We start from the raw sequence: 20203 nt of genomic DNA, 5'->3' as shown, positions 1-20203 counted from the left end.
TGTGAGGATTGTAATGTCGTTGTGAACGCTGATGTAAATGGTGCGATAAACATAAGTAAAAAGTATCTGAACGTGCTTGGAGCACAATCAGTAGTGGTGTTGGACACGCCAAAAGTGTATACGTTTAATGGACAACAGTTCATAGCGTAGAACTCGAAGCTCGCCATTTCAATGGCGATGTAGTTCACTACCTGGATATATTGAGCCGCATACTCACCCTTATCAGTTATACAATCCTCTTACATTAGCAAAATATGCGGGGCAATTCGGCACAACGACTTTAATTAGTGATAATTTAACCTTTTTCTTTGAGCTCACTACCAAAGTAGCCTTTGATTTATTAAATGAATTTAAAAACATTCCATCAAGCATGTACTGGTGGTGTCGTTTTGATGGACAAACCGAGTTGCCGAATAATCATGATATTTTTAATACTGAAGATGTGATTTCTTGGCTCCAACATGAATCAGTGCTGCAAGGTGGAGAGCTAACAGCGTGGCCGAAATTATTAAATGGAGATAACCAAATGCTATCCTGGGTACAAGAGACAAAGAGGTTAAATAAAAAAGTAGAAGGGCACTTTCCAGGAGCTTCCGAACGTACTTTAGCAAAATTAAAGTTATTGGGCACAGATTGCGATCATGAAGCAATGACAGGTCAAGAAGCACTTACACGTCTAATGCAGGGCTATACAGTATCTCTTAGACATTCATCTATTCGACCTGATTTAGAAATTCTTGTAAAAGAATTAATTGAGTTAGGTGTCCAAAAATTTGATAGATTTTTCTTTACCACGGACGGTTCTCATCCTTTCTTTTATGAAAACGGAATGACAGATGAACTGATAAAAATAGCAATTTATCATGGTACACCATTAATTGATGCTTATAATATGGCAAGTTATAATATCGCACGCTATTATAATATGGAACATTTACATGGATCAATTGCTACAGGGAGAATAGCTAATATAAATATTTTAGAGAGCAAAAATAACCCTACACCTATCAGTGTATTAGCAAAAGGTAAATGGATTAAGCAAGATGGAAAAGATAAAAATGATTCATCATCCATCGATTGGGACAAGTATCAAATATCCCCTCTTAATTTAAAATGGACTTTACAAGAAGATGATTTGAGCTTTTCAACCTCAAATGGCATTAACTTATTAAATAATGTAATTACCAAACCGTATGAAAGTAGTATCGATTTAAGTAGTGATGAATTATCATTTGAACATGATGAATGTTTTCTTATGATGGTTGCTCGAGACGGATCTTGGAGAATAAATACATTAGTGAAAGGGTTTGCTCAACATTTAGGCGGATTTGCAAGTTCTTATTCTGGTACAGGAGATATCTTAATCATAGGTAAAAGAAAAATAGATATGTTAATTGCTTTTGAACGAATGCAAGCAATCGGTGGTGGTATGGTCTTGGCAGAAGAAAATCATATCCTACACGAAATTCCTTTACCTTTAACGGGTATCATGTCTGATCTAGATATAGGCTTTTTAATTAAAGATGAGAAAAAAATGATAGAGTTACTAAAAGAAAGAGGCTTTAAATATAACGACCCTGCCTTCACCTTATTATTCTTCTCTGCAACTCATTTACCATTTATTGGATTGACTCCAAGTGGTTTATATGATGTAAAAAATAGCAAGGTTTTGGTTTTTCCAACCAAAAGGGAAAATTAATAAATTCAATAGCACTTAATTCTTTCAGCCTATGATTAACATTACGGGCTTTTCTTTTTAAGCAGTGCAATAGTTATTGATCAGAGCTGTCCTTAAGACAGCTTTTTCTTATTCAACTACCATGTAAGAACGATAGTTTCTTCCATCTTTTGTGGTGAAGCCTTACTTCATGGTTGGCTAACGGGTGCTTGAACAAGCCACTCTAAAAACGTACAGGAATTCGACTTTTTTTAGGTTGAAATTCGCTTAGCGTCCAAAATTTCCGAAATGATGGCGGTACCCCATCGCCATCAACCTAACGAAATTAAATACCCCATAGCTATCAAGTTAAAATTTTGTAGCACCCCCAGAACGAAATTTTAGACCTTCTTGTAACAAAGAAGCTCACTTTATCGTTTTGGGGGTGATTTGTTTTCTTGGCTTGACGGGCATGGGATATAAACTGATGCACTATTTCACAAGATTTTAAAGATTGAATTTTTGCGCTTCTTGAATTAACCGAGATACTGTTTTAGGATTTCTAATCCCATTTTTAACTCATCTAATGAGTTTGTAGAAGAAAGCGCAATACGCAAATACTTATTAGGTGTGGTCGGACCGCTGAGAAAACGATCAGAATGAAAAACTCGAATACCGCGTCTCTTTAAATCCATTTCCAACTGTAACGCATCATTATGTTCTTGAATAGGAAGCCAGCGATAAAAACTAAGCGGATGTCCAACAGGCTTTCTGTGAGAAAAATATTCCGAATAAATATCATTTGCAGACTGTGCAAGCTGTTGCTTTTGGGAAACAATTTCGTGAGCCTTCCCTGATAAGATAAGCTCCGTGATAACCTCCGCGTCTAAAGAGGAGGTTTTTACATTGACGTTAAAAATAGTCTGCAAAATATTCTTACGTAACGCATCTCCATAGACCATATAGGCGACTCTTAATCCCGAGCATATGGACTTAGAGGTGCCGCAAATATAAACGCTCTGTTCTGGAAGTAAATTGAACATTGGCCGCTGATAATCGGAGATAATACCTGCCGTCAGAAATGCATGAATATCATCCTCAATCAAAATTAAATGATGCTTGCGGATGACCGCCGCTAATTCTTGCTTTCGAAAATCTGAAATCATAACTGTGGTAGGATTGCAGCAAGAGGGCATCAGAAAAATACCGTGAATATTTGTTTGGCAACACTGCTTTTCAAGTTCGTTTGGCAGCATCCCAAACTGATCTCCGGGAATGGGCACTAACTGAATATGGAACATTTTTGCCAACTCGATAAAGTTTGAATAAGTGTATAAGTCGGTTGCAATGCGATTACCAGGCTCAAACAACGCAGTCAATGCAATTGCCAGCGCATTTTGTGCGCCGGAAACAATCGCTATATGATCTTGGTCTGCGCGAATACCGAAAGACTCCATCCAGTTTAGCCCTGCCGTTTTTTGATGTGGAATACCGGTCGGATCATTGTAATTCAGTAGCTGCTCCAAATAACTTTTATCCGCAACCTTTTGAATCATCTCGGCTACAATTCCATTAGATTGCTCAAAAGAGGCTACAAAACCAAGATCAATACAGTTTGTGATTTTATCTGTGGAAATGGTAATAGAACGAGCAGCATTAGGAGCGACAAAGGTTCCGCTTCCGGTGACTGCATAAATCAATCCCTTGAATTCGCATAGTTTGTAGGCGCGGGTAATAGTAGTAAAGTTTAAGTCAAGAAAATCTGCTAATTCTCGTTGCGGGGGTAACTTTGTCCCAGGTGCTAAAAAGCCATTTATAATATCCTGTTCAAGTAATGTCGCAATAGAATAATAAAAAGGACGTTTTAATGCTTTCTTATCAGGTTTCCAAGACATTGGATAATTATCAAATGAATTTACTGGCATACTACACCTCTCATATCGAATTCCATACAATAATATCATTTATTGTATGGAATTCTAATAATAAAATTGTATGATTTGAAACGGTAGCTCTAAAAGAGTCCGTTTGATATTAGGAAGTAGAACATTTATCAGCCCCCCATTTCATCCAAATGGGGGAATTTTATTCTAAATAAGATAATTGTAATGCATACAATTATCTTATTTATTGTATGGATTTTGTGTGTTAAATTTGTATGGAATACAGTTAGCAATTGAGGATGTGAATCATATGAAAAAAAGAAATCAAATAAGAATTGCATTTCGTGCGGCTTTTCCGTACACAGTCCCCATTTTTGCAGGCTTTGTATTTTTGGGAATCGCCTATGGAATCTATATGAATTCATTAGGTTTCGGTGCAATTTACCCAATCATGATGAGTCTAACGATATTTGCAGGATCAATGGAGTTTGTTGCAGCCCATTTATTGCTTGTCGCGTTCAATCCGATTAACGCTCTTTTTCTAACTTTAATGGTGAATGCACGACATTTGTTTTATGGTATTTCCATGCTGGATAAGTACAGGGGAACCGGGAAGAAAAAGTTTTATCTGATTTATGGGCTGTGCGATGAGTCTTTTTCTATCAATTGTACCGTTGATGTTCCAAAGGATGTGGACAAGGGCTGGTTTATGTTCTTTGTGACACTGCTCAATCATTCCTATTGGGTCATAGGAGCAGCGATAGGTGGTATTTTTGGATCTCTTGTACAGTTCAACACAGAAGGGCTCGATTTTGTTATGACTGCTCTCTTTGTTGTAATCTTCATTGAACAGTGGATGAAAGAGAAAAAGCACCATAGTGCTCTCGTAGGGCTTGGGCTTTCAACTGTCAGTCTTATTATTTTTGGCGGAAACAATTTCATCATCCCTGCTATGCTTGCGATTCTGGGGATGCTCACCGTTCTTAGAAAGCCATTGGAGAAAGTTGAGGTCACCGTATGACTATGAGTTTAGCGCAGCAGATTATCACGATTGCTATGGTTGTTTTAGGCACAATGCTTACAAGGTTTCTTCCATTCGCCGTTTTCCCATCGGATAAACCCACACCTCAGTATGTCCAGTATCTCGGCAGAGTGCTACCCCCAGCGGTGTTAGGACTTTTGGTAATTTATTGTTTTAAGGATGTGAGCTTACTCTCCGGCAGTCACGGCATCCCTGAACTTATTGCGGTGGCGGTGGTTGCACTGCTTCATTTTTGGAAGAAAAAGATGCTCCTCTCTATAGCAGGGGGAACGATTGTCTACATGATTTTGGTGCAATTGGTTTTTTAATTACATTGATAATGATTAGCGCTTCCATCTTCCATCATCATTCCTTATACCAATGGTGATGTGAGTAAAATATTCAATAAATCAAAGGGGGAGTCAATAGTGAAGAAGAAAATTGACGAGTTTAAAATTTATGAAAAACACTACGAACAAATTTTTAAACAAGTAAAAGACGATCCGTATGCGCAGTCATTGGGAATTCAGTTAACAAAATTTGAGGCTGGTTTTGCAGAAGCAATATTAGAAGTACAAGACCATATGGTAAATGCATATGGGACTGTTCACGGGGCAGTTATTTACGCTTTAGCAGATCATGCTTTTTCGGTAGCTTGTAATGCATATGGAAAAACATCATTAGGACTCTCGACAACAATCCAGTTTATTGAATCAGCTAAACCTGGAGACAAGATAGTCGCCCGTGCGACAGAAATAAAACGAAACTATCGTACAGGATTCTATCGAATCGACATCTTACATGGGCAAAATCTGATAGCAACCATGGAGGCAGTGTCTTATCGCAAGGATCATTATTTTATTGAACTTGATGAACATGTTTGAAAAAGATAAGGACGAATTTTGAAAAAGAGTAAAAGATTGCATACCAACATTGTAGTATAGTCAAGAATTGGGTTTACTGCTAGCATCGTAGGAATATCGACTAATCTGAGTGTACTTGAAATAGCTCTATTAGCCGTTTTACTCTGTGCTGGAGTAGCTCGATTTATTATATCATTCGTATAAATAATAAAAACCATATACAAATTAGTAATCGGAGGGGTTATTGTGTCACAAAAAGTTCCTTTTTCTTTTATAATAATTCTAGGTTTAATGCTATTTGCATTGTTTTTCGGAGCAGGAAATTTAATTTTTCCACCTATGCTTGGTCAATCAGCTGGAACGAATGTATGGATAGCCAATGCAGGTTTCTTAGTTACTGGAGTTGGATTACCATTACTAGGAATTACAGCATTTGTTTTTTCAGGTAAAGCTGATTTACGATCTTTAGCTAGTCGTGTACATCCGTTGTTTGGTATTGTATTCACGACAGTTCTTTATCTAGCAATCGGTCCTTTTTTCGCTATACCTAGATCTGGTAATGTGTCGTTTGAAATTGGAGTTAAACCTTTCTTATCAGATCATGCAGGGCCTCTCCCTTTGGTTATATTTACGATTATATTTTTTACAATTGCGTGCCTATTTTCACTTAATCCTGCCAAAATTATTGATGTAGTTGGAAAATTTCTAACACCTATTAAATTAACATTTATCGGATTACTTGCAGTAGTAGCTCTTATTCATCCAATTGGAACCTTACAAGAGCCTTCTGAAGGGTACACATCACATGTATTTTTTAAAGGTTTTCAAGAAGGTTATTTAACATTGGACGCTCTTGTAGCTTTTGCTTTTGGAATCATTATTGTGAATGCAATTAAAGAAAAAGGAGTCACTACTAAAAAGCAAACTATGATTATTTGTGCAAAAGCAACGGTTATTGCTGCCACGCTCTTAGCCCTTATCTATACTGCCCTTTCCTATATGGGCGCTTCTAGTGTTGAAAAACTAGGTCGTTTAGATAATGGCGCTGAAGTTTTAGCAAAAGTTTCAGACTATTATTTTGGTTCTTATGGTGCAATTTTATTAGGATTAATGATTACAGTGGCATGTTTGACCACGAGTGTAGGACTTATCACTGCTTGTTCTTCTTTTTTTCATGAATTGTTTCCAACCATCTCTTATAAAAAAATTGCTATCATTTTGTCTGTGTTTAGTACACTTGTAGCAAATATAGGATTAACACAACTAATTACGGTTTCAATCCCTGTATTAATGACCCTGTATCCAATTGCCATCTCCTTAATTTTCTTAACATTCTTACACCATACATTTAATGGTAGGTCAGAAGTATATCAAGGCAGTTTGATATTAACATTTATTGTGAGTCTATTTGATGGTTTAAACGCTGCGGGAATACACATTGAAGTAATTAATCATTTTTTCACTCAGTTCCTTCCTATGTATAATATAGGTTTAGGTTGGATACTTCCAGCTATTATAGGTGGCTTATGTGGTTGCATTTTTAGTGTATTACGGAAGAAAAATACCCTTAGTTCTCGTGCAATTCGATTAAATAAATAATTTATTATGTATGGGGTTCTGACGCATATCCAATCAAGCTAAGGGTAGCCTATACAACGAATGTAAGGGAGCTGAGGCCGCTACAAGCTCATGTTTAAGAAAAGTTCATCCTTTTTATAAAAATAAGCATGACAAATAAACGTCCAATTTGGGCGTTTTTTCGCTTATGCGGCTTTCTTTTCATCAACCTTCCGGAAATCATCTAAAGAAAAGTAACCGAGGTCCCCAATGCGGATATCACCTTCTGCTAAGGAATCTACGCATTGGGAGCCGTACACCTGGTCATTTTCCTTCCCTCCTCCTACATGCAGATATGTGGCGCTATCCCATGCAGAGCAAATGCTTTAGAAGTGAAGCTTAGGGATTTTTTGAAATTGAGACCTCATTTCTGTCAAGAAAGCCGACAAAGCAGGGGTAATTAAAGTGTCTTTTCGTCTAATAAACATGGTTGTGACTAAAGAATATTTGTCGGGGAGAATATGACTACGGACCCGACCTTGCTGTTCGTGTGCAGCAACAATGGAACGAGGCAATAATGAAATGCCCAAGCCTGCGCTAACACAACCAATTATTGTTTCAAGTGTTCCAAATTCCATCAACTTTACAGGTAATAAACCTTCTTCTTGTAGAAGATGACTAAATTTTTCTCTGTAAGAGCATCCTTTATGAAATACAAGCATCGTATGTGTGCGGACCTCATGTATGGAAGATATAGGCGGATGCGATGCGGCGGTAATAAGAACCATCTCTTCTTCAATTACCTTTTCTTGAATCAATTCAGAATGCTCAATAGGGCCCGAAACGAAAGCTCCATGCAATTCATAATGTAGAACTGCATGTAAATGTTGTTCCGTAGGACCAGTGACTAGTGAGAAGTCCACATCCGGATACTTGGTATGATATTTGGCAAGAAGCTCGGGTAACCGAACTGCCGCCGTTGTCTCCATTGATCCAATATGAAGCGGACCAGAGGGAACAGATGAGTCACTCAAGGCTGCTCTGGCCTCTTGGATGGTATTTAGGATTTTCTCTGTATAAGATACAAGAATTTGACCTGAGGGGGTAAGTGATATCCCTCGATTATGGCGATAAAATAACTGAGTCTGCAAATCAGCTTCCAGTTGTTGTATCTTATACGTTACATTGGACTGAGCATAGTTTAATTTCTGAGCCGCTTTAGAGATACTTCCTTCTCGAGCTGTGTGGAGAAAAACATGTAGTAACTGAATATCCATAAAGTCCTCCTCGATAAAATTGGTATCCAATTTTTAGATAGCTAACATCTTAATTTTGAATTATACATGATAGGTAAACTTAATGTAAGCTAAATTAAGAAATAATAAGTCAGGAGGTATGTGAATGAAGAGACAATCCGCAATTTACTTGGTCGGAGGAATAGCAGTAATGATCGTTGCTATGGGAATAGGTAGGTTTGCGTTTACACCTATCCTACCAATCATGATGGAGCATCAATTATTTTCTGCTGCTGGCGCCGGTTATTTAGCATCAAGTAATTATGTGGGGTATTTGATTGGCGCGGTTATCCTGACGTTTTTTCAGGTTAAAAACCGATTGTTTGTCCAAATACTACTTTCAAGGGAGAGGATTGAACCATGAGCATTCAACTGACAACAGAATTGTGTCGAATTTTTAACATACGGTATCCAATTTTTTTAGCAGGAATGGCTGGTGTGCCGGGTATGGTAAAACTAGCGGCAGCAGTATCTAACGCAGGAGGACTTGGAACGCTAGGAGCTGCTTACATGACGCCGGAAGATCTACGAAAAGCGATTCGTGAGATTAGACAACTAACTCAAGAACCTTTTGGAGTCAATCTTTTTTCGACCCGAGTTTCTGATAACAATATGAGAATTAAAGAAGTCCAACATGAGCTTAATAAGATGCGCGATGAACTAGGGCTCGCTCAAGCTTCAGGTGAGAGCGCTAGTTCACCAAATTATTTTGAAGAGCAATTTGCAGTCTTATTAGAAGAAAATGTTCCTGTAATTAGCACAGCGTTTGGACTGCTTCCTGAAACGCTCATGCAACAGGCAAAATCGGCAGGCATAAAAATTGTGGCAATGGTAACGACTGTAAATGAGGCTATTAAGGCTGAACAGGCTGGCTGCGATGCGATTGTTGCGCAAGGCAGCGAAGCAGGGGGGCATCGCGGGACCTTTGACATTTCTAACCATTCAATGGGAGCTAATATAGGAGTTATGGCACTGGTACCACAAATTGTTGATCATGTGCAGATCCCCGTCATTGCAGCTGGTGGCATTATGGATGGTCGAGGACTTGTCGCTGCACTTGCCCTTGGGGCTCAGGGTATACAAATGGGGACACGTTTTTTAACTGCTTTAGAATCAGGAGCGCATGAATCCTATAAGGATGCACTGCTGAAAAGTACTGAAGAAAGCACGATCATCACTAAAGTATTCTCAGGCCGTCCTGCTAGAGGAATAGTCAACAAATTTATTAAACATTGGGACGCGAGCGATGTTGAGCCACTTCCATTTCCTACACAGAATACCATAACACGAGACATCAGAAATGCTTCTTCTAAACAAAATAACGCGGAATATATGTCATTATGGGCTGGACAAGGTACAAGGATGCTTACGGACCGTCAGAAAGCGGAGGATATTGTCACTGAAATACTCCAAAAGGCCCATTCGCTCTTGTCTTAACAGTAGTATGTAGAAGTATCGTCACCTCACCATCGAGTTAAGAAATTCATTGTTTTGGGGGTACTTCAAAATATTAGCTTGATGGGCATGAGGTCCCACCCACATTTTAACGAAAATATACGCTAAGCCATTTTCGACACGGAAAAACGTTGATTTTACTACTCTAAGTGACTTATTTAATCTCAAAAACGAAGGTATTTGAGACTTGAAATCTGTCTTAAAACTCATCTCGAAAACAAATTCTCAATCAAAATCAGCAACTTAACATAACTAAATACTAACTTTGGGGGTTAATTTATTATGCCATTAATTAGATTCGATTTAATAGAAGGACGAGACGAGAAGTCTTTAAGAAATTTATTAGATGCTGCTCACCGGGCAGTTGTTAAAGCTTTCGGTGTACCTGAAAGAGATCGTTATCAAATTGTTCATCAGCATCCTGCTCACGAATTAATTATAGAAGATACTGGTTTAGGTTTTGAGAGAAGTAAAAACTTAGTAGTAATAAGTGTAACTAGTAAGCAAAGAAGTGATGATCAAAAGAAGGATTTTTATAAAACTTTGGTTCAAGAGCTTGGAGAAAATTGTGGAATAGAACCTAATGATATTATGGTTTCTATCGTTACTAATGGGGATGCTGATTGGAGTTTTGGACTAGGAGAAGCCCAGTTTTTGAATGGTAAATTATAAATAAAATTTCGACAGGGAAAAAGTTTATTTTGTGTACGTTAAGGTTGAACTTTGAACAATCTTTATTTTAAAGCTATATAGTAAAATTATGTAAACTTTACATGAATAGATTATACAAAAAGACACTGATGCATATCCAGTGCCTATGAATCTATCTCATATCCAAATATAATTCTCTTATTCATGGTTTTCACCTATACCTTATCTATTAAACAAGCATAAGATGTACAAGCTAGTTAAGGGGGTGAGGTAATGGGATGTGGATGTTTTAGCGGCTTTTCCCATAGAAGTCGTAGAAGTGCTAGAACTTTCAGAAGTCATAGAAGTCATAGAAGCTTTAGAAATCTTAGAAGTAATGGTATTGTAGGATTCCTTAAAAGATTAAGCCCAGGAACTTGTGTTGTTTTACAATTCGATGATCGCCGACCTGCAACGGGTACATTTCAAGGGTTTGAAAATGGTACAGTAATTCTGACTAATTTTGATGGTTTCCCTGGTCTTGTCCGTATCAAAGTAAAGAGTATCAATGCTGTTTCTGTTGCTGGATCTTCTAAATGTTGTTAGATTTACACATAAAAAAAGCGGTTGTATAAAAAATACACTGCTTTTTTCTTACTATTTTTAATAGATTTATAAAAAATAGTTAATGCCCAATTTGATACATCAAAATGCCAATTTTCATGAATTGGCCCCCAAAATCATGAATTGCTGCTATACCCCAACAATAAAAGAACAGTTTGTTTTGCTGGTTTCGGAGAAAAAATAAGCATGTATTTACAGGCTGAATACGTGTTTACTTATATAAAAAATTTTTTTATTTGTTATTTTCATCTATACCTTATCTATTAAACAAGCATAAGATGTACAAGTTAGTTAAGGGGGTGAGGTAATGGGATTTGAATGTTTTGATGACTTTTGCCATAGAAGTCGTAGAAGCCGTAGAAGTCGTAGAAGTATTAGAACTTTCAGAAGTCGTAGAACTAATAACGTTGTACGATTCCTTAGAAGATTAAGTCCAGGAACTCGTGTTGTTTTACAATTCGATGATCAACCACCTGCAAGTGGTGTTTTTCAAGGGTTTCAAAATGGTACAGTAATTCTGACTAATTTTAATGGTTTTCCTGGTCTTGTGCATATTTCAGTAAAAAGTATTAATGCTGTTTCTGTTGGATAACATCATTAATAAATTTATAAAAAAATAGCTAATGTCCAATCTTTTTATAAGATTAGACATAATATAAAATAACTCATAATTCTTACCTTAAAAAGCCCCTAAACCGCAGGGTTTTTTTTTCTATATAAAATTGGATAAAAAAATCGTCTTTTGATGTGAGCTTTTTTCGTTCATAGTTTCAAAACTCAAGAGTTGTAGAACAAAATCTTCTTTAACGAACGTGGCAGTTATATTGAATCACCTAATTGAAAGTAGTTATTAAGACCTTCGTTATTTAACTAAAGGATGCATTTCTTCAAGAAAGAGTTCGGATTTATTTTAATATAAACCATATCAAATGAAGGGGGATTTATGGGTTATTGTGAAGATATAAGGGAAATGTTAGTTGAATTAAATCTTGGCACACCTTCCTTATTATTTTTCTCAGAAAATCTCGATCAATTACATAACGACTTATTAAATAAAAATGTAACCGTAGGAGAAATTGTAAATATGCCTTCTGGGAGAGTATTTAACTTTGCAGATAGTGAAAAGAATTATTTTGCAGTCATGGAGAAAAGTAAATAACAAACAGTAAAAAAACCTGTTTAAAAAATTTTTTTGAGTCGATTCCTGAAAATTTAGAGTCGGCTTTTTTAGTTCGCTAAATAAAACAGGTTCATAACTTAGCGGTATTGAAGCTATGCATATGGTTAAAAAAGATCAACCTCATCAACGGAAAAAGTCTCCCCAAAATGAGGTTGAATTCATTCATAAGTTGTTTGGATTAGCTGCTTAATCTCCAAGTTGACAGGAACTTGCCGTTCTATGTTTCTAATGAATTATTTTCGCACCAGAACCTGTAAACTTCACATGAATACAGTATTCATGTAAGAAATTCCAAAAAGAAAGAATTTCTCTCGTTATATTATGGTAAAATTTTCTATAAGAAAGGGGAGAGATTATGAATCCAAAAAAGATGCTTGTTTTCTTTGGATGTTTCATTCTTGTAATAGCCTTTATTGCATATTGGTCACTTAAATCAGATGATCAAAAAGAAATGAAAACATATAAGATTATTAAAAAGTCAGATTTTAACCAATCATATATCATGCAAGTTCAAGAGAATCCAACTATTAGGGGTTATACAACGAACAAAACGGGTCCTGAAGGAAGAGGAAGGATCATTGTTTTAACACAAGGAGACCAAAAACCACATGGTAAAATACATATTCAAACTATCGATACAACAAAGAAAAAAACGAAAATAACGGTAAAAGTAGATGGAAAAACAGAGGAAAAAAATCCCATGATTATCTTTAACATTCCTTTTGTTCCAGGAGAAATCGAAATTATGGATACAGAAGGTAAAGAATATAAAGAAATTCAGTAAATCTGTTTAGTATCAAAGAACTTCCGAAAATGCGATGTTATGTAAACCTGACATGAATAGAATATACAAAAGAAAAGTGAAGAAATATAGAATACCTTCCTCTTTATGATGGTGAAATTTGTTATAAAAGGAAAGGAGAGCGATTTTATGATGATCTGGATACCAATAATCACAGGAATTATAATTGGTTTGGCGATTTTAGGAATCACTTTTTTACTTAAAAAGATGTTTAACTCAAAGGGGATTTTGTTTTTACCTGCAATTGTATCCATGTTAGGCGCAACCTACATGATATATTATGGTTTAGTAGTAATTAGGGGATTTGAAGGTGCAGCGTATTTATTTATAGTTTTTCCAGTTTATTTATGTGCGATAGGTGCAATTGTTTACGCTACTAAAAACAAAAACACCCAATCCAATAACTACTTCTGATAACACGGCTTATGTAAACAAGATTAACTTGAGACTAGATACCATTGGAGGAGAAAGTATGAAAAATAAAATGCCTCTTATAGCGTTTATTTTAGCTGGCTTATTTATAGCCGGAGGTTTTGCATTCTTCTACTGGATTAAAACATTCCCATTCAATTAAAGAAACTTAACTACCGATAACACTGATTATATAAAAAAGCTGTTCATCTGAGCAGCTTTTTGTATTTTTTGGTTCATTGTGTTTTTTTCAAAATGCTGGCGGGATCCCATCGTGCGTTGGGTTCATCAATATGGACCTAAATTAGATGAGCGAGTACGGCATTAAACCAATGATTCTTGGCGAGCCGATGAGACGTATGTGAAAGTCAAAGGCCAATGGATGTACCTATATCGTGCTGCTGATTCAGAAGAAAATACGATTGATTTCTTATCTTGATGACGATGCGGTACTAACCCGATTACGTGAAATGGAAATTGTACCATTATTGACTTAGTCATGTTATTAATAGTAATATTATGACTATGGAAAACAAAATTAAGAAATCACCCATCGCTTTAGCCATACTTTGTCTCCTTATTGAAGAACCTATGCATCCTTATCGCATGCAACAGCTTATTAAAGAGAGGGGGAAAGATGAATTTATTAATGTCCGCCATCGAACAAGTATCTATCAGACAATCGATCGCTTGCTTCGAGATGGGGGCATTACAATCCAAGGGAAGAAACAGAATGAAGGGAAGCCAGATCTGATTGTTTATGAGGTCACAGATGAAGGCCGAAAAACTGCGTACATGTGGATACGAGAAATGCTTTCTACACCAAAACAGGAATTTTTAGATTTTCCCGCTGCTGTTTCTTTTCTCGCGCTTTTAACACCTGAAGATGTGATGGAGCAATTTAATAAAAGAGCAAGCGCTCTTGAAGACACATTGGCTCACATCGCAAATCAGTTGCAAATAGCAACAGGTAAAGGAGTTCCTCGCTTGTTTTTACTTGAGATCGAATACCAACGTGTTGTGTTATTGGCTGAATTAGAGTGGATACAATCTATTATCAATGATATACAGACAGAGAAGCTTAAATGGGATATAGAATGGCTGCGCGAGATAGCAGCACACCTAGCCTCTCAAGAAGAGCCAACGACCTAACTCCAGGTGTTTGAGTACAGCGTCGCCGTCTAGCTCTCGCTGCTCAAAACGGAAGCCAGCCCCCTTAAGCAGGCTATTCACGAGTACGAATCTAAGATGATTAAATACGGTTTCGAGGCAGTACTAGAGTCGAGGAAACAAATGGATGACAAAACCATCGTACACAAACCTTTTATTGGGCACATTGCACTCACTGCAATGAGGACAGGAATGCGTTTCTAAAAGGATATATCGATACCATTATTTTAAGTATGATTGACCGAAGCGACATGTATGGTTATTTTATGGTAGTTTTTTTATTCTGGGTGCCGTAATTAGATAAATGCCAGTTGGTTAGGGATCTTACAGGAGCAACAATTTGCATTGGAGCAGGCTGTATTACTCATGGATTAATCGCTTTAAAAACATAATTACATTTACGGTACTTAAGATACATTGAATTCTACAAGTTTACTGGGATTGATAGCTTACAAAGAGAGGAATTAAGAAATATGAAAGCAAAACAAGGTAATTTAAAGATTGTATTGGCAGGCCTCTTACTAGCAATTTTGATGGCGTCCATGGACAATACAATTGTCGCTACCGCTATGGGAACGATTGTCGGTGAGCTTGGCGGGCTCGACAAATTTGTATGGGTCACATCCGCTTATATGGTGGCTGAAATGGCGGGAATGCCGATTTTCGGTAAACTGTCGGATATGTTTGGGCGTAAGATGTTTTTTATTTTCGGATTAATTGTCTTTTTATTAGGATCCATTCTGTGTGGTACTGCGGAAAGCATCATCCAACTTAGTATCTATCGAGCGATTCAGGGAATCGGCGGCGGAGCACTCATTCCGATTGCTTTTACGATTATGTTTGATACCGTTCCAGTTGAGCATCGAGGTAAGTTGGGTGGATTATTTGGGGCCGTGTTCGGTTTATCCAGTATTTTCGGTCCGCTATTAGGTGCCTATATTACAGACTATATAAACTGGCATTGGGTGTTTTATGTGAATATTCCTTTGGGGCTTCTAGCTTTAGTATTTATCGCATTCTTCTATAAGGAATCACCTGTTCACTCAAAACAAAAAATTGATTGGTGGGGCGCCACGACGCTAGTTGGAGCCATTATCAGCTTGATGTTTGCGTTAGAGCTCGGCGGTAATAAATATAGCTGGAATTCCGGAATGATCCTAGGTTTGTTTACTATTTTTGCCGTATTGTTTGTAGCATTTATCTTTATTGAAAGAAAAGTAACAGATCCGATTATATCGTTCCCGATGTTCAAGGTCCGTTTGTTTACCACAAGCAATCTCTTAGGTTTATTGAGTGGTATGGCGTTCATCACAGCTTCCGTATATATACCCATTTACATCCAAGGTGTGCTTGGCGGGACTGCAACAAATTCAGGTCTTGTGCTACTCCCGATGATGTTGGGTTCTGTCGTCTCAGCTACAACTGGCGGCTTTCTGATGAGCAAATGGAGCTACCGTAACATTATGATCGTCTTCAGTGTTATTTTAGCAGTAGGCATGTTCTTATTAACAACATTAAAGCCGAATTCTGGACGTTTTTTGGTTACAATTTATATGATTCTTACAGGATTAGGAATTGGGGCGACTTTTTCTGTACTAAGCAACGCGGCTATTCATCATTTTGAACCGTCACAGCGAGGCTCCGTTAACTCTAATGTCTCATTTATCCGCTCATTGGGCATGACGCTTGGAATTACCGTTTTCGGGATTATTCAACGAAACGAATTTTCTTCTAAACTGAAGGATATTTTTGCAGGTATGGGGCAAGAGAAGATGTTCGACAATCCAGCGTTCAAAGACCCACGTGTCCTGCTTGCGCCTGAAGCTCGCGCCCATATTCCAGCACCTGTCTTAGACAAGATTACGGCGGCGCTCTCCTCTTCCATCACTCACACGTTTATGTGGGCGCTCATTCCTACAGCTCTGGCGTTTATTGCAGCGATGATGATGAGCAAGGAACGGTTGGATTCATCTGTAGAATATCAGCAGGCTGCGAGTGAATAATAAATCGGGGCATATTGAACAAATAAGAAAGAGCATTATAGCTTTACTTCCGATAATTTTGATTATGTGAACAAGAAATCCCTTCAGAACACAAGGTCTGAAGGGTGTTTTTATGATGTCTGAGATACATTGACTACCGATAATGATATGTTATGTAAACCTCACATGAATAGAGTATTCATATGAATAACTCTAAAAAAGAAAGAATGTTTTACCTCTTTTATGGTAAAATTTTCTATGAGGAGGGAGAAGATGAACGGATTCGAAATCTTTATTTATATTGGTGTCGGAGCATTCATCTTTATCATGTTAGCAGCCTGGATTTTAAGAAAAAACTTTCCATCTAAAAATTATGAAGTCACGTTTGGATTTTCCATTCTTGCATTAAGTGTACTTACTGTTATTTATAGTATGTATGCGATAAGAGGCTGGGATGGAATGGGTGTGGCCTTCATTGGCATCTTTGTTGCGATTGGCACAAGTCTTGGAATGGTCATCAATATGATAATTAGAGGATTTTCTACGAGAAAGAAAGATACACATCATTATTGACTTCCGATAACAGATTCTATGTAAACTAAGGAATCTGGGGTGAACAGGGCATTTGCACCAGAACTTTATTTTCTATTTGTCCCCTCTAAACATTTTTCTGGATCAATTTTAATGGATTCCCACGTTCCTTTGGAATTCTTTTTATATTGGGCAGTCAAAATATCTGTATCATTCGTTAATTGAGGGGAAAAGAGAAAGAAGGAAATAGAAAAAAAGAATGGAATGCTATATATGAAGATATAAGACGAAACGAGGAAAAAAAGTGAAAAAACAAGCGGTTGTAATAGGAGGAAGTATTGCCGGCAAGCTGGCTGCGCGCGTATTGTCGGATTTCTTTGAAGAGGTTCTTGTATTTGATGCAGATAAAAAACAAACAGATACAAATCCGCGGAAACGAGTTCCACAAGGCTATCATTCTCACGCATTGCTGAAAGCGGGAGAGATTGCCTTACAAGATTTGTTTCCCGGTTTTATAGAGGAAATGGTTGCAGCAGGAAGTGTAAAGCTCGATTTTATTAAAGACGTGAAGTGGGCGCATTACGGCGGGTGGAAAAATCGATTCACGAGTGGTTACCATATTATCCAGCAAAGCCGCCCGTTTCTTGAGCGGCACATCCAAAAAAGAATCGATCCGATTTCAAACATATATATACATGAAGAAATGAATGTAAAGGAACTGCTTGTAACAGAAGATAAAACGTGCGTAAAAGGAATCCTTGCAGTGAACAAGCATACACAAGTGGAGCAAGAAGTATATGCGGATTTGGTCATAGATGCGTCCGGTTTTGGCTCGCCTGCAGTAAAATGGTTGGAACAACTGTCTTATTACGTTCCTATTGAGTCTGTTCCCATCAATCTATTCTACGCAAGTCAGATGTATCAGCTTTCATCGGCAGAAAAGCCCGAATGGAAAACACTTCTCATGAATCCCATGCTGCCTGAAAGCCCAAGGGGGGGAGCTGTTCTTACATTAGAAGGCCAAACGTATTGCGTAACAGTGAGCGGATATATGGGAGAGAAAGCTCCAGAAAATGAAGAAGAGTTTCTCTCCTACACAAAGCAGCTGCCGTATCCTGACATATATGAATTCATCCAACAGGCAGAACCGATATCGGATATAAAAATACATCGCATTCCCTCGCAAGTGCGAAGACAATATGAAAAAATGGACCGGATGCCGCAAGCGTTTCTTGCGATTGGTGATGCATATTGCCGGTTTGATCCCGTATTCGGCCAAGGAATGACAGTAGCCGCATTAGAGGCGCAGGTGCTGCGTCAATGCCTGGCAGAAATACAGCAAACAGCCAATATAGACCTAGAAAAACAATATTTTTCCAGGTGTAAACGAATTATTGATACCGCTTGGGATATGACAATAACTGAACTGTATCGCCACCCGCAAGTAGTAGGAAGAAGACCGCTTGGCAGCAGCTTCAAGCAATGGTTAAGCAAAGGGGTATTTGAAACATCGGCGTCCAATCCGAAAGTGTATAGGAAACTAGTGGATGTCATGCATTTGATGCAAGGGGCCATGACACTGGCTGCGCCGTCCGTCCTGTACGAAATTATAAAACATAACTTTGCCTCCCGAAACAACAAAAAAGACCATACAAGATACATAGAAACAAATATAGAAAAGTGAACTACCACGAACCTAAAGGTATCGTAGTTTTACGCCCACAAATATAAATGAGAGTAACTACTTACTAGGACAAAAAAATTAACCATGTGGCAGTATTCGGAGAACTGTATCACAAGTAACGGCATTATTATTGCGCTAGTGGGTACGATAGTTGAACAAGAACTACGAATAGACCGACGAAAGTCGGTCTATTTCATTTATAACTCAATTAAAGATTTCTTGTACTAGAGCCGAAAAAACTATATCATTATAGTTAAATTCATAATCGCTTGAATAGGAGTGAATCGATGAAAGAAAAGCTTTATGATGAATTGCTCAACATAAAAACAGGAGGAGACCAAAAGGGATTCAATAAGTCTTTACATCATCACCGTTATGAGCCAACGCCATATAGTGCACTAGAAAAATTATTTAATCAATATGAATTGAAAAGTAGTGATCGTATTGTTGACTTTGGGTGCGGAAAAGGGCGGTTAAACTTCTATATCAATTATTTATGTAATGCAACTGTTGTAGGAATAGAAATGAACAAGACTTTCTATCAAGAAGCAGTTGAAAATCGAAATAGTTATTTGAAGAAAACTAAAAATAGTAAAGATAAAATTCATTTTCATTGTTGCTTTGCGGAAGAATACCAGATTGATCCATTAGACAATCGATTTTATTTTTTTAATCCATTTTCCATTCATATTTTTATGAATATCATAAATAATATATTGCTTTCAGTGGAAAAATCAGAACGGGAAATAGAGTTGGTTTTATATTATCCATCAGAAGATTATATCTATTTTTTAGAAAACTACACCTCTTTTGAATTAAAAGAGGAAATCATACTGCTGGGTTTATATGAACATAATCCTCATGAAAGATTTTTAATATATAAATTAGTATATTAGGTATATTACATTAATGTTAAGAAGTCTTCTATTGTAAAAACCGTCCGGAAACAGGCGGTTTTTTATTTTGTAGAGTAATTAAATTAGTGCGAGGCGGTGATTATGGCACGATTTAAGCCAGAGGAATGGTCAGAGGAGAAACTTCAGCTTACTGAAGGTTGGGCAAGAGACGGATTAACTAAGGAATAAGTCGCCTATTACATGGGGATTGGCACTAAAACACTTTATAACTGGAAAAAGAAACACTTACCGATTTTACAGGTTTTGAAAAAGGGGAAATTACCCATATTTATGATTTGGGCTTATGTACTTAGTCATTTAACCATTCATAAACAAAATAGTTACATATCCTAAAATTATATTTGTAGAGTGAAGGGGGAATGTGTATGTACCATAATGGGTATGCGAATTTAAGTGGACAAAGACAGCTACAGGGTAACCAATATTTAGTGTCTCCATTTATTATTCAACGGCAACTACCTGGACCTAGCCAAAGAGGAGGTCTAGGAGGCTGGGGAGGTCCAGGAGGTCCAGGAGGCTGGGGAGGTCCAGGAGGTCCAGG

Annotated in this window: 18 protein-coding genes and 4 pseudogenes; 20 read left to right on the top strand and 2 right to left on the bottom strand. The window is 37.4% G+C overall.

Annotated features, from left to right (window positions below):
- Positions 1 to 187: 187 nt before the first annotated feature.
- A pseudogene (locus H540_RS31195) lies at positions 188 to 1699 on the top strand (adenine deaminase C-terminal domain-containing protein); the annotation flags it as partial.
- Positions 1700 to 2193: 494 nt separating this feature from the next.
- Here H540_RS31195 and H540_RS0128440 read toward each other — a convergent pair.
- Positions 2194 to 3582: an aminotransferase-like domain-containing protein gene (locus H540_RS0128440; RefSeq protein WP_028403448.1), complete on the bottom strand. Its 1389-nt coding sequence runs from the start codon at positions 3580 to 3582 to the stop codon at positions 2194 to 2196.
- Between the two features lie 268 nt (positions 3583 to 3850).
- On the opposite strand from H540_RS0128440, the gene azlC reads away from it, so the two are divergent.
- The 4 genes from azlC (at position 3851) to brnQ (ending at position 7023) form a co-directional block, all read left to right on the top strand.
- Positions 3851 to 4561 (top strand): azaleucine resistance protein AzlC, encoded by a 711-nt coding sequence (azlC, locus tag H540_RS0128435; RefSeq protein WP_028403447.1) that lies wholly within the window; start codon positions 3851 to 3853, stop codon positions 4559 to 4561.
- Entirely contained in the window at positions 4558 to 4890 is a 333-nt protein-coding gene (locus H540_RS0128430) for a branched-chain amino acid transporter permease (RefSeq protein WP_028403446.1), read from the top strand. Before azlC ends, H540_RS0128430 begins: the two co-directional genes overlap by 4 nt.
- A 99-nt stretch (positions 4891 to 4989) precedes the next feature.
- Positions 4990 to 5445, top strand: coding sequence for a PaaI family thioesterase (locus H540_RS0128425; RefSeq protein WP_028403445.1), 456 nt, complete (start codon positions 4990 to 4992; stop codon positions 5443 to 5445).
- A gap of 225 nt (positions 5446 to 5670) precedes the next feature.
- Positions 5671 to 7023: a branched-chain amino acid transport system II carrier protein gene (gene brnQ, locus H540_RS0128420; protein WP_028403444.1), complete on the top strand. Its 1353-nt coding sequence runs from the start codon at positions 5671 to 5673 to the stop codon at positions 7021 to 7023.
- 344 nt (positions 7024 to 7367) lie between these two features.
- Here brnQ and H540_RS0128410 read toward each other — a convergent pair whose 3' ends face one another.
- Entirely contained in the window at positions 7368 to 8258 is an 891-nt protein-coding gene (locus tag H540_RS0128410) for a LysR family transcriptional regulator (RefSeq protein WP_028403443.1), read from the bottom strand.
- A 124-nt stretch (positions 8259 to 8382) separates the two neighbouring features.
- Here H540_RS0128410 and H540_RS0128405 point away from each other — a divergent pair, with 124 nt between their 5' ends.
- The 15 genes and pseudogenes from H540_RS0128405 (at position 8383) to H540_RS0128340 (ending at position 19641) form a co-directional block, all read left to right on the top strand.
- Positions 8383 to 8640, top strand: coding sequence for a YbfB/YjiJ family MFS transporter (locus H540_RS0128405; RefSeq protein ID WP_028403442.1), 258 nt, complete (start codon positions 8383 to 8385; stop codon positions 8638 to 8640).
- On the top strand, positions 8637 to 9713 hold the full coding sequence (locus H540_RS0128400) for an NAD(P)H-dependent flavin oxidoreductase (RefSeq protein WP_028403441.1): 1077 nt from the start codon (positions 8637 to 8639) through the stop codon (positions 9711 to 9713). The genes H540_RS0128405 and H540_RS0128400 overlap by 4 nt, the downstream gene beginning before the upstream one ends.
- A gap of 300 nt (positions 9714 to 10013) precedes the next feature.
- On the top strand, positions 10014 to 10403 hold the full coding sequence (locus tag H540_RS0128395; RefSeq protein WP_028403440.1) for a tautomerase family protein: 390 nt from the start codon (positions 10014 to 10016) through the stop codon (positions 10401 to 10403).
- A gap of 252 nt (positions 10404 to 10655) precedes the next feature.
- Complete coding sequence (locus H540_RS33755) at positions 10656 to 10967, top strand: hypothetical protein (protein WP_155891176.1); 312 nt, start codon at positions 10656 to 10658, stop codon at positions 10965 to 10967.
- A gap of 325 nt (positions 10968 to 11292) precedes the next feature.
- A complete protein-coding gene (locus tag H540_RS33750; RefSeq protein WP_155891175.1) occupies positions 11293 to 11577 on the top strand; it encodes a hypothetical protein in 285 nt (94 codons plus the stop codon).
- Between the two features lie 378 nt (positions 11578 to 11955).
- A pseudogene (locus H540_RS31190) lies at positions 11956 to 12144 on the top strand (VOC family protein); the annotation flags it as partial.
- Positions 12145 to 12241: 97 nt separating this feature from the next.
- Positions 12242 to 12355 (top strand): annotated as a pseudogene (locus H540_RS35075) (IS6 family transposase); the annotation flags it as partial.
- Between the two features lie 165 nt (positions 12356 to 12520).
- Positions 12521 to 12949: a hypothetical protein gene (locus H540_RS0128375; RefSeq protein ID WP_028403439.1), complete on the top strand. Its 429-nt coding sequence runs from the start codon at positions 12521 to 12523 to the stop codon at positions 12947 to 12949.
- A gap of 147 nt (positions 12950 to 13096) precedes the next feature.
- Positions 13097 to 13381 carry a YesK family protein gene (locus tag H540_RS0128370; RefSeq protein ID WP_028403438.1) on the top strand — a complete coding sequence of 95 codons (285 nt, stop codon included), beginning with the start codon at positions 13097 to 13099 and terminating at the stop codon, positions 13379 to 13381.
- 268 nt (positions 13382 to 13649) lie between these two features.
- Positions 13650 to 13808, top strand: a pseudogene (locus tag H540_RS32820) (DDE-type integrase/transposase/recombinase); the annotation flags it as partial.
- A gap of 95 nt (positions 13809 to 13903) precedes the next feature.
- Complete coding sequence (locus H540_RS0128360; RefSeq protein WP_245592386.1) at positions 13904 to 14530, top strand: PadR family transcriptional regulator; 627 nt, start codon at positions 13904 to 13906, stop codon at positions 14528 to 14530.
- Between the two features lie 491 nt (positions 14531 to 15021).
- Entirely contained in the window at positions 15022 to 16551 is a 1530-nt protein-coding gene (locus tag H540_RS0128355) for an MDR family MFS transporter (protein ID WP_028403436.1), read from the top strand.
- Between the two features lie 252 nt (positions 16552 to 16803).
- A complete protein-coding gene (locus H540_RS0128350) occupies positions 16804 to 17103 on the top strand; it encodes a YesK-like family protein (protein ID WP_028403435.1) in 300 nt (99 codons plus the stop codon).
- A gap of 262 nt (positions 17104 to 17365) precedes the next feature.
- Positions 17366 to 18745: an FAD-dependent oxidoreductase gene (locus tag H540_RS31185; RefSeq protein WP_051317333.1), complete on the top strand. Its 1380-nt coding sequence runs from the start codon at positions 17366 to 17368 to the stop codon at positions 18743 to 18745.
- A 287-nt stretch (positions 18746 to 19032) separates the two neighbouring features.
- Positions 19033 to 19641 (top strand): methyltransferase, encoded by a 609-nt coding sequence (locus tag H540_RS0128340; protein WP_028403434.1) that lies wholly within the window; start codon positions 19033 to 19035, stop codon positions 19639 to 19641.
- Positions 19642 to 20203 lie beyond the last annotated feature (562 nt).

This window comes from Ectobacillus panaciterrae DSM 19096 (assembly GCF_000430785.1).
In the GTDB taxonomy this organism is placed as follows: Bacteria; Bacillota; Bacilli; order Bacillales; family Bacillaceae_G; genus Ectobacillus; species Ectobacillus panaciterrae.
Note: the sequence above shows the minus strand (reverse complement) of the source record. Positions and strands in the feature narration are given on the sequence as shown.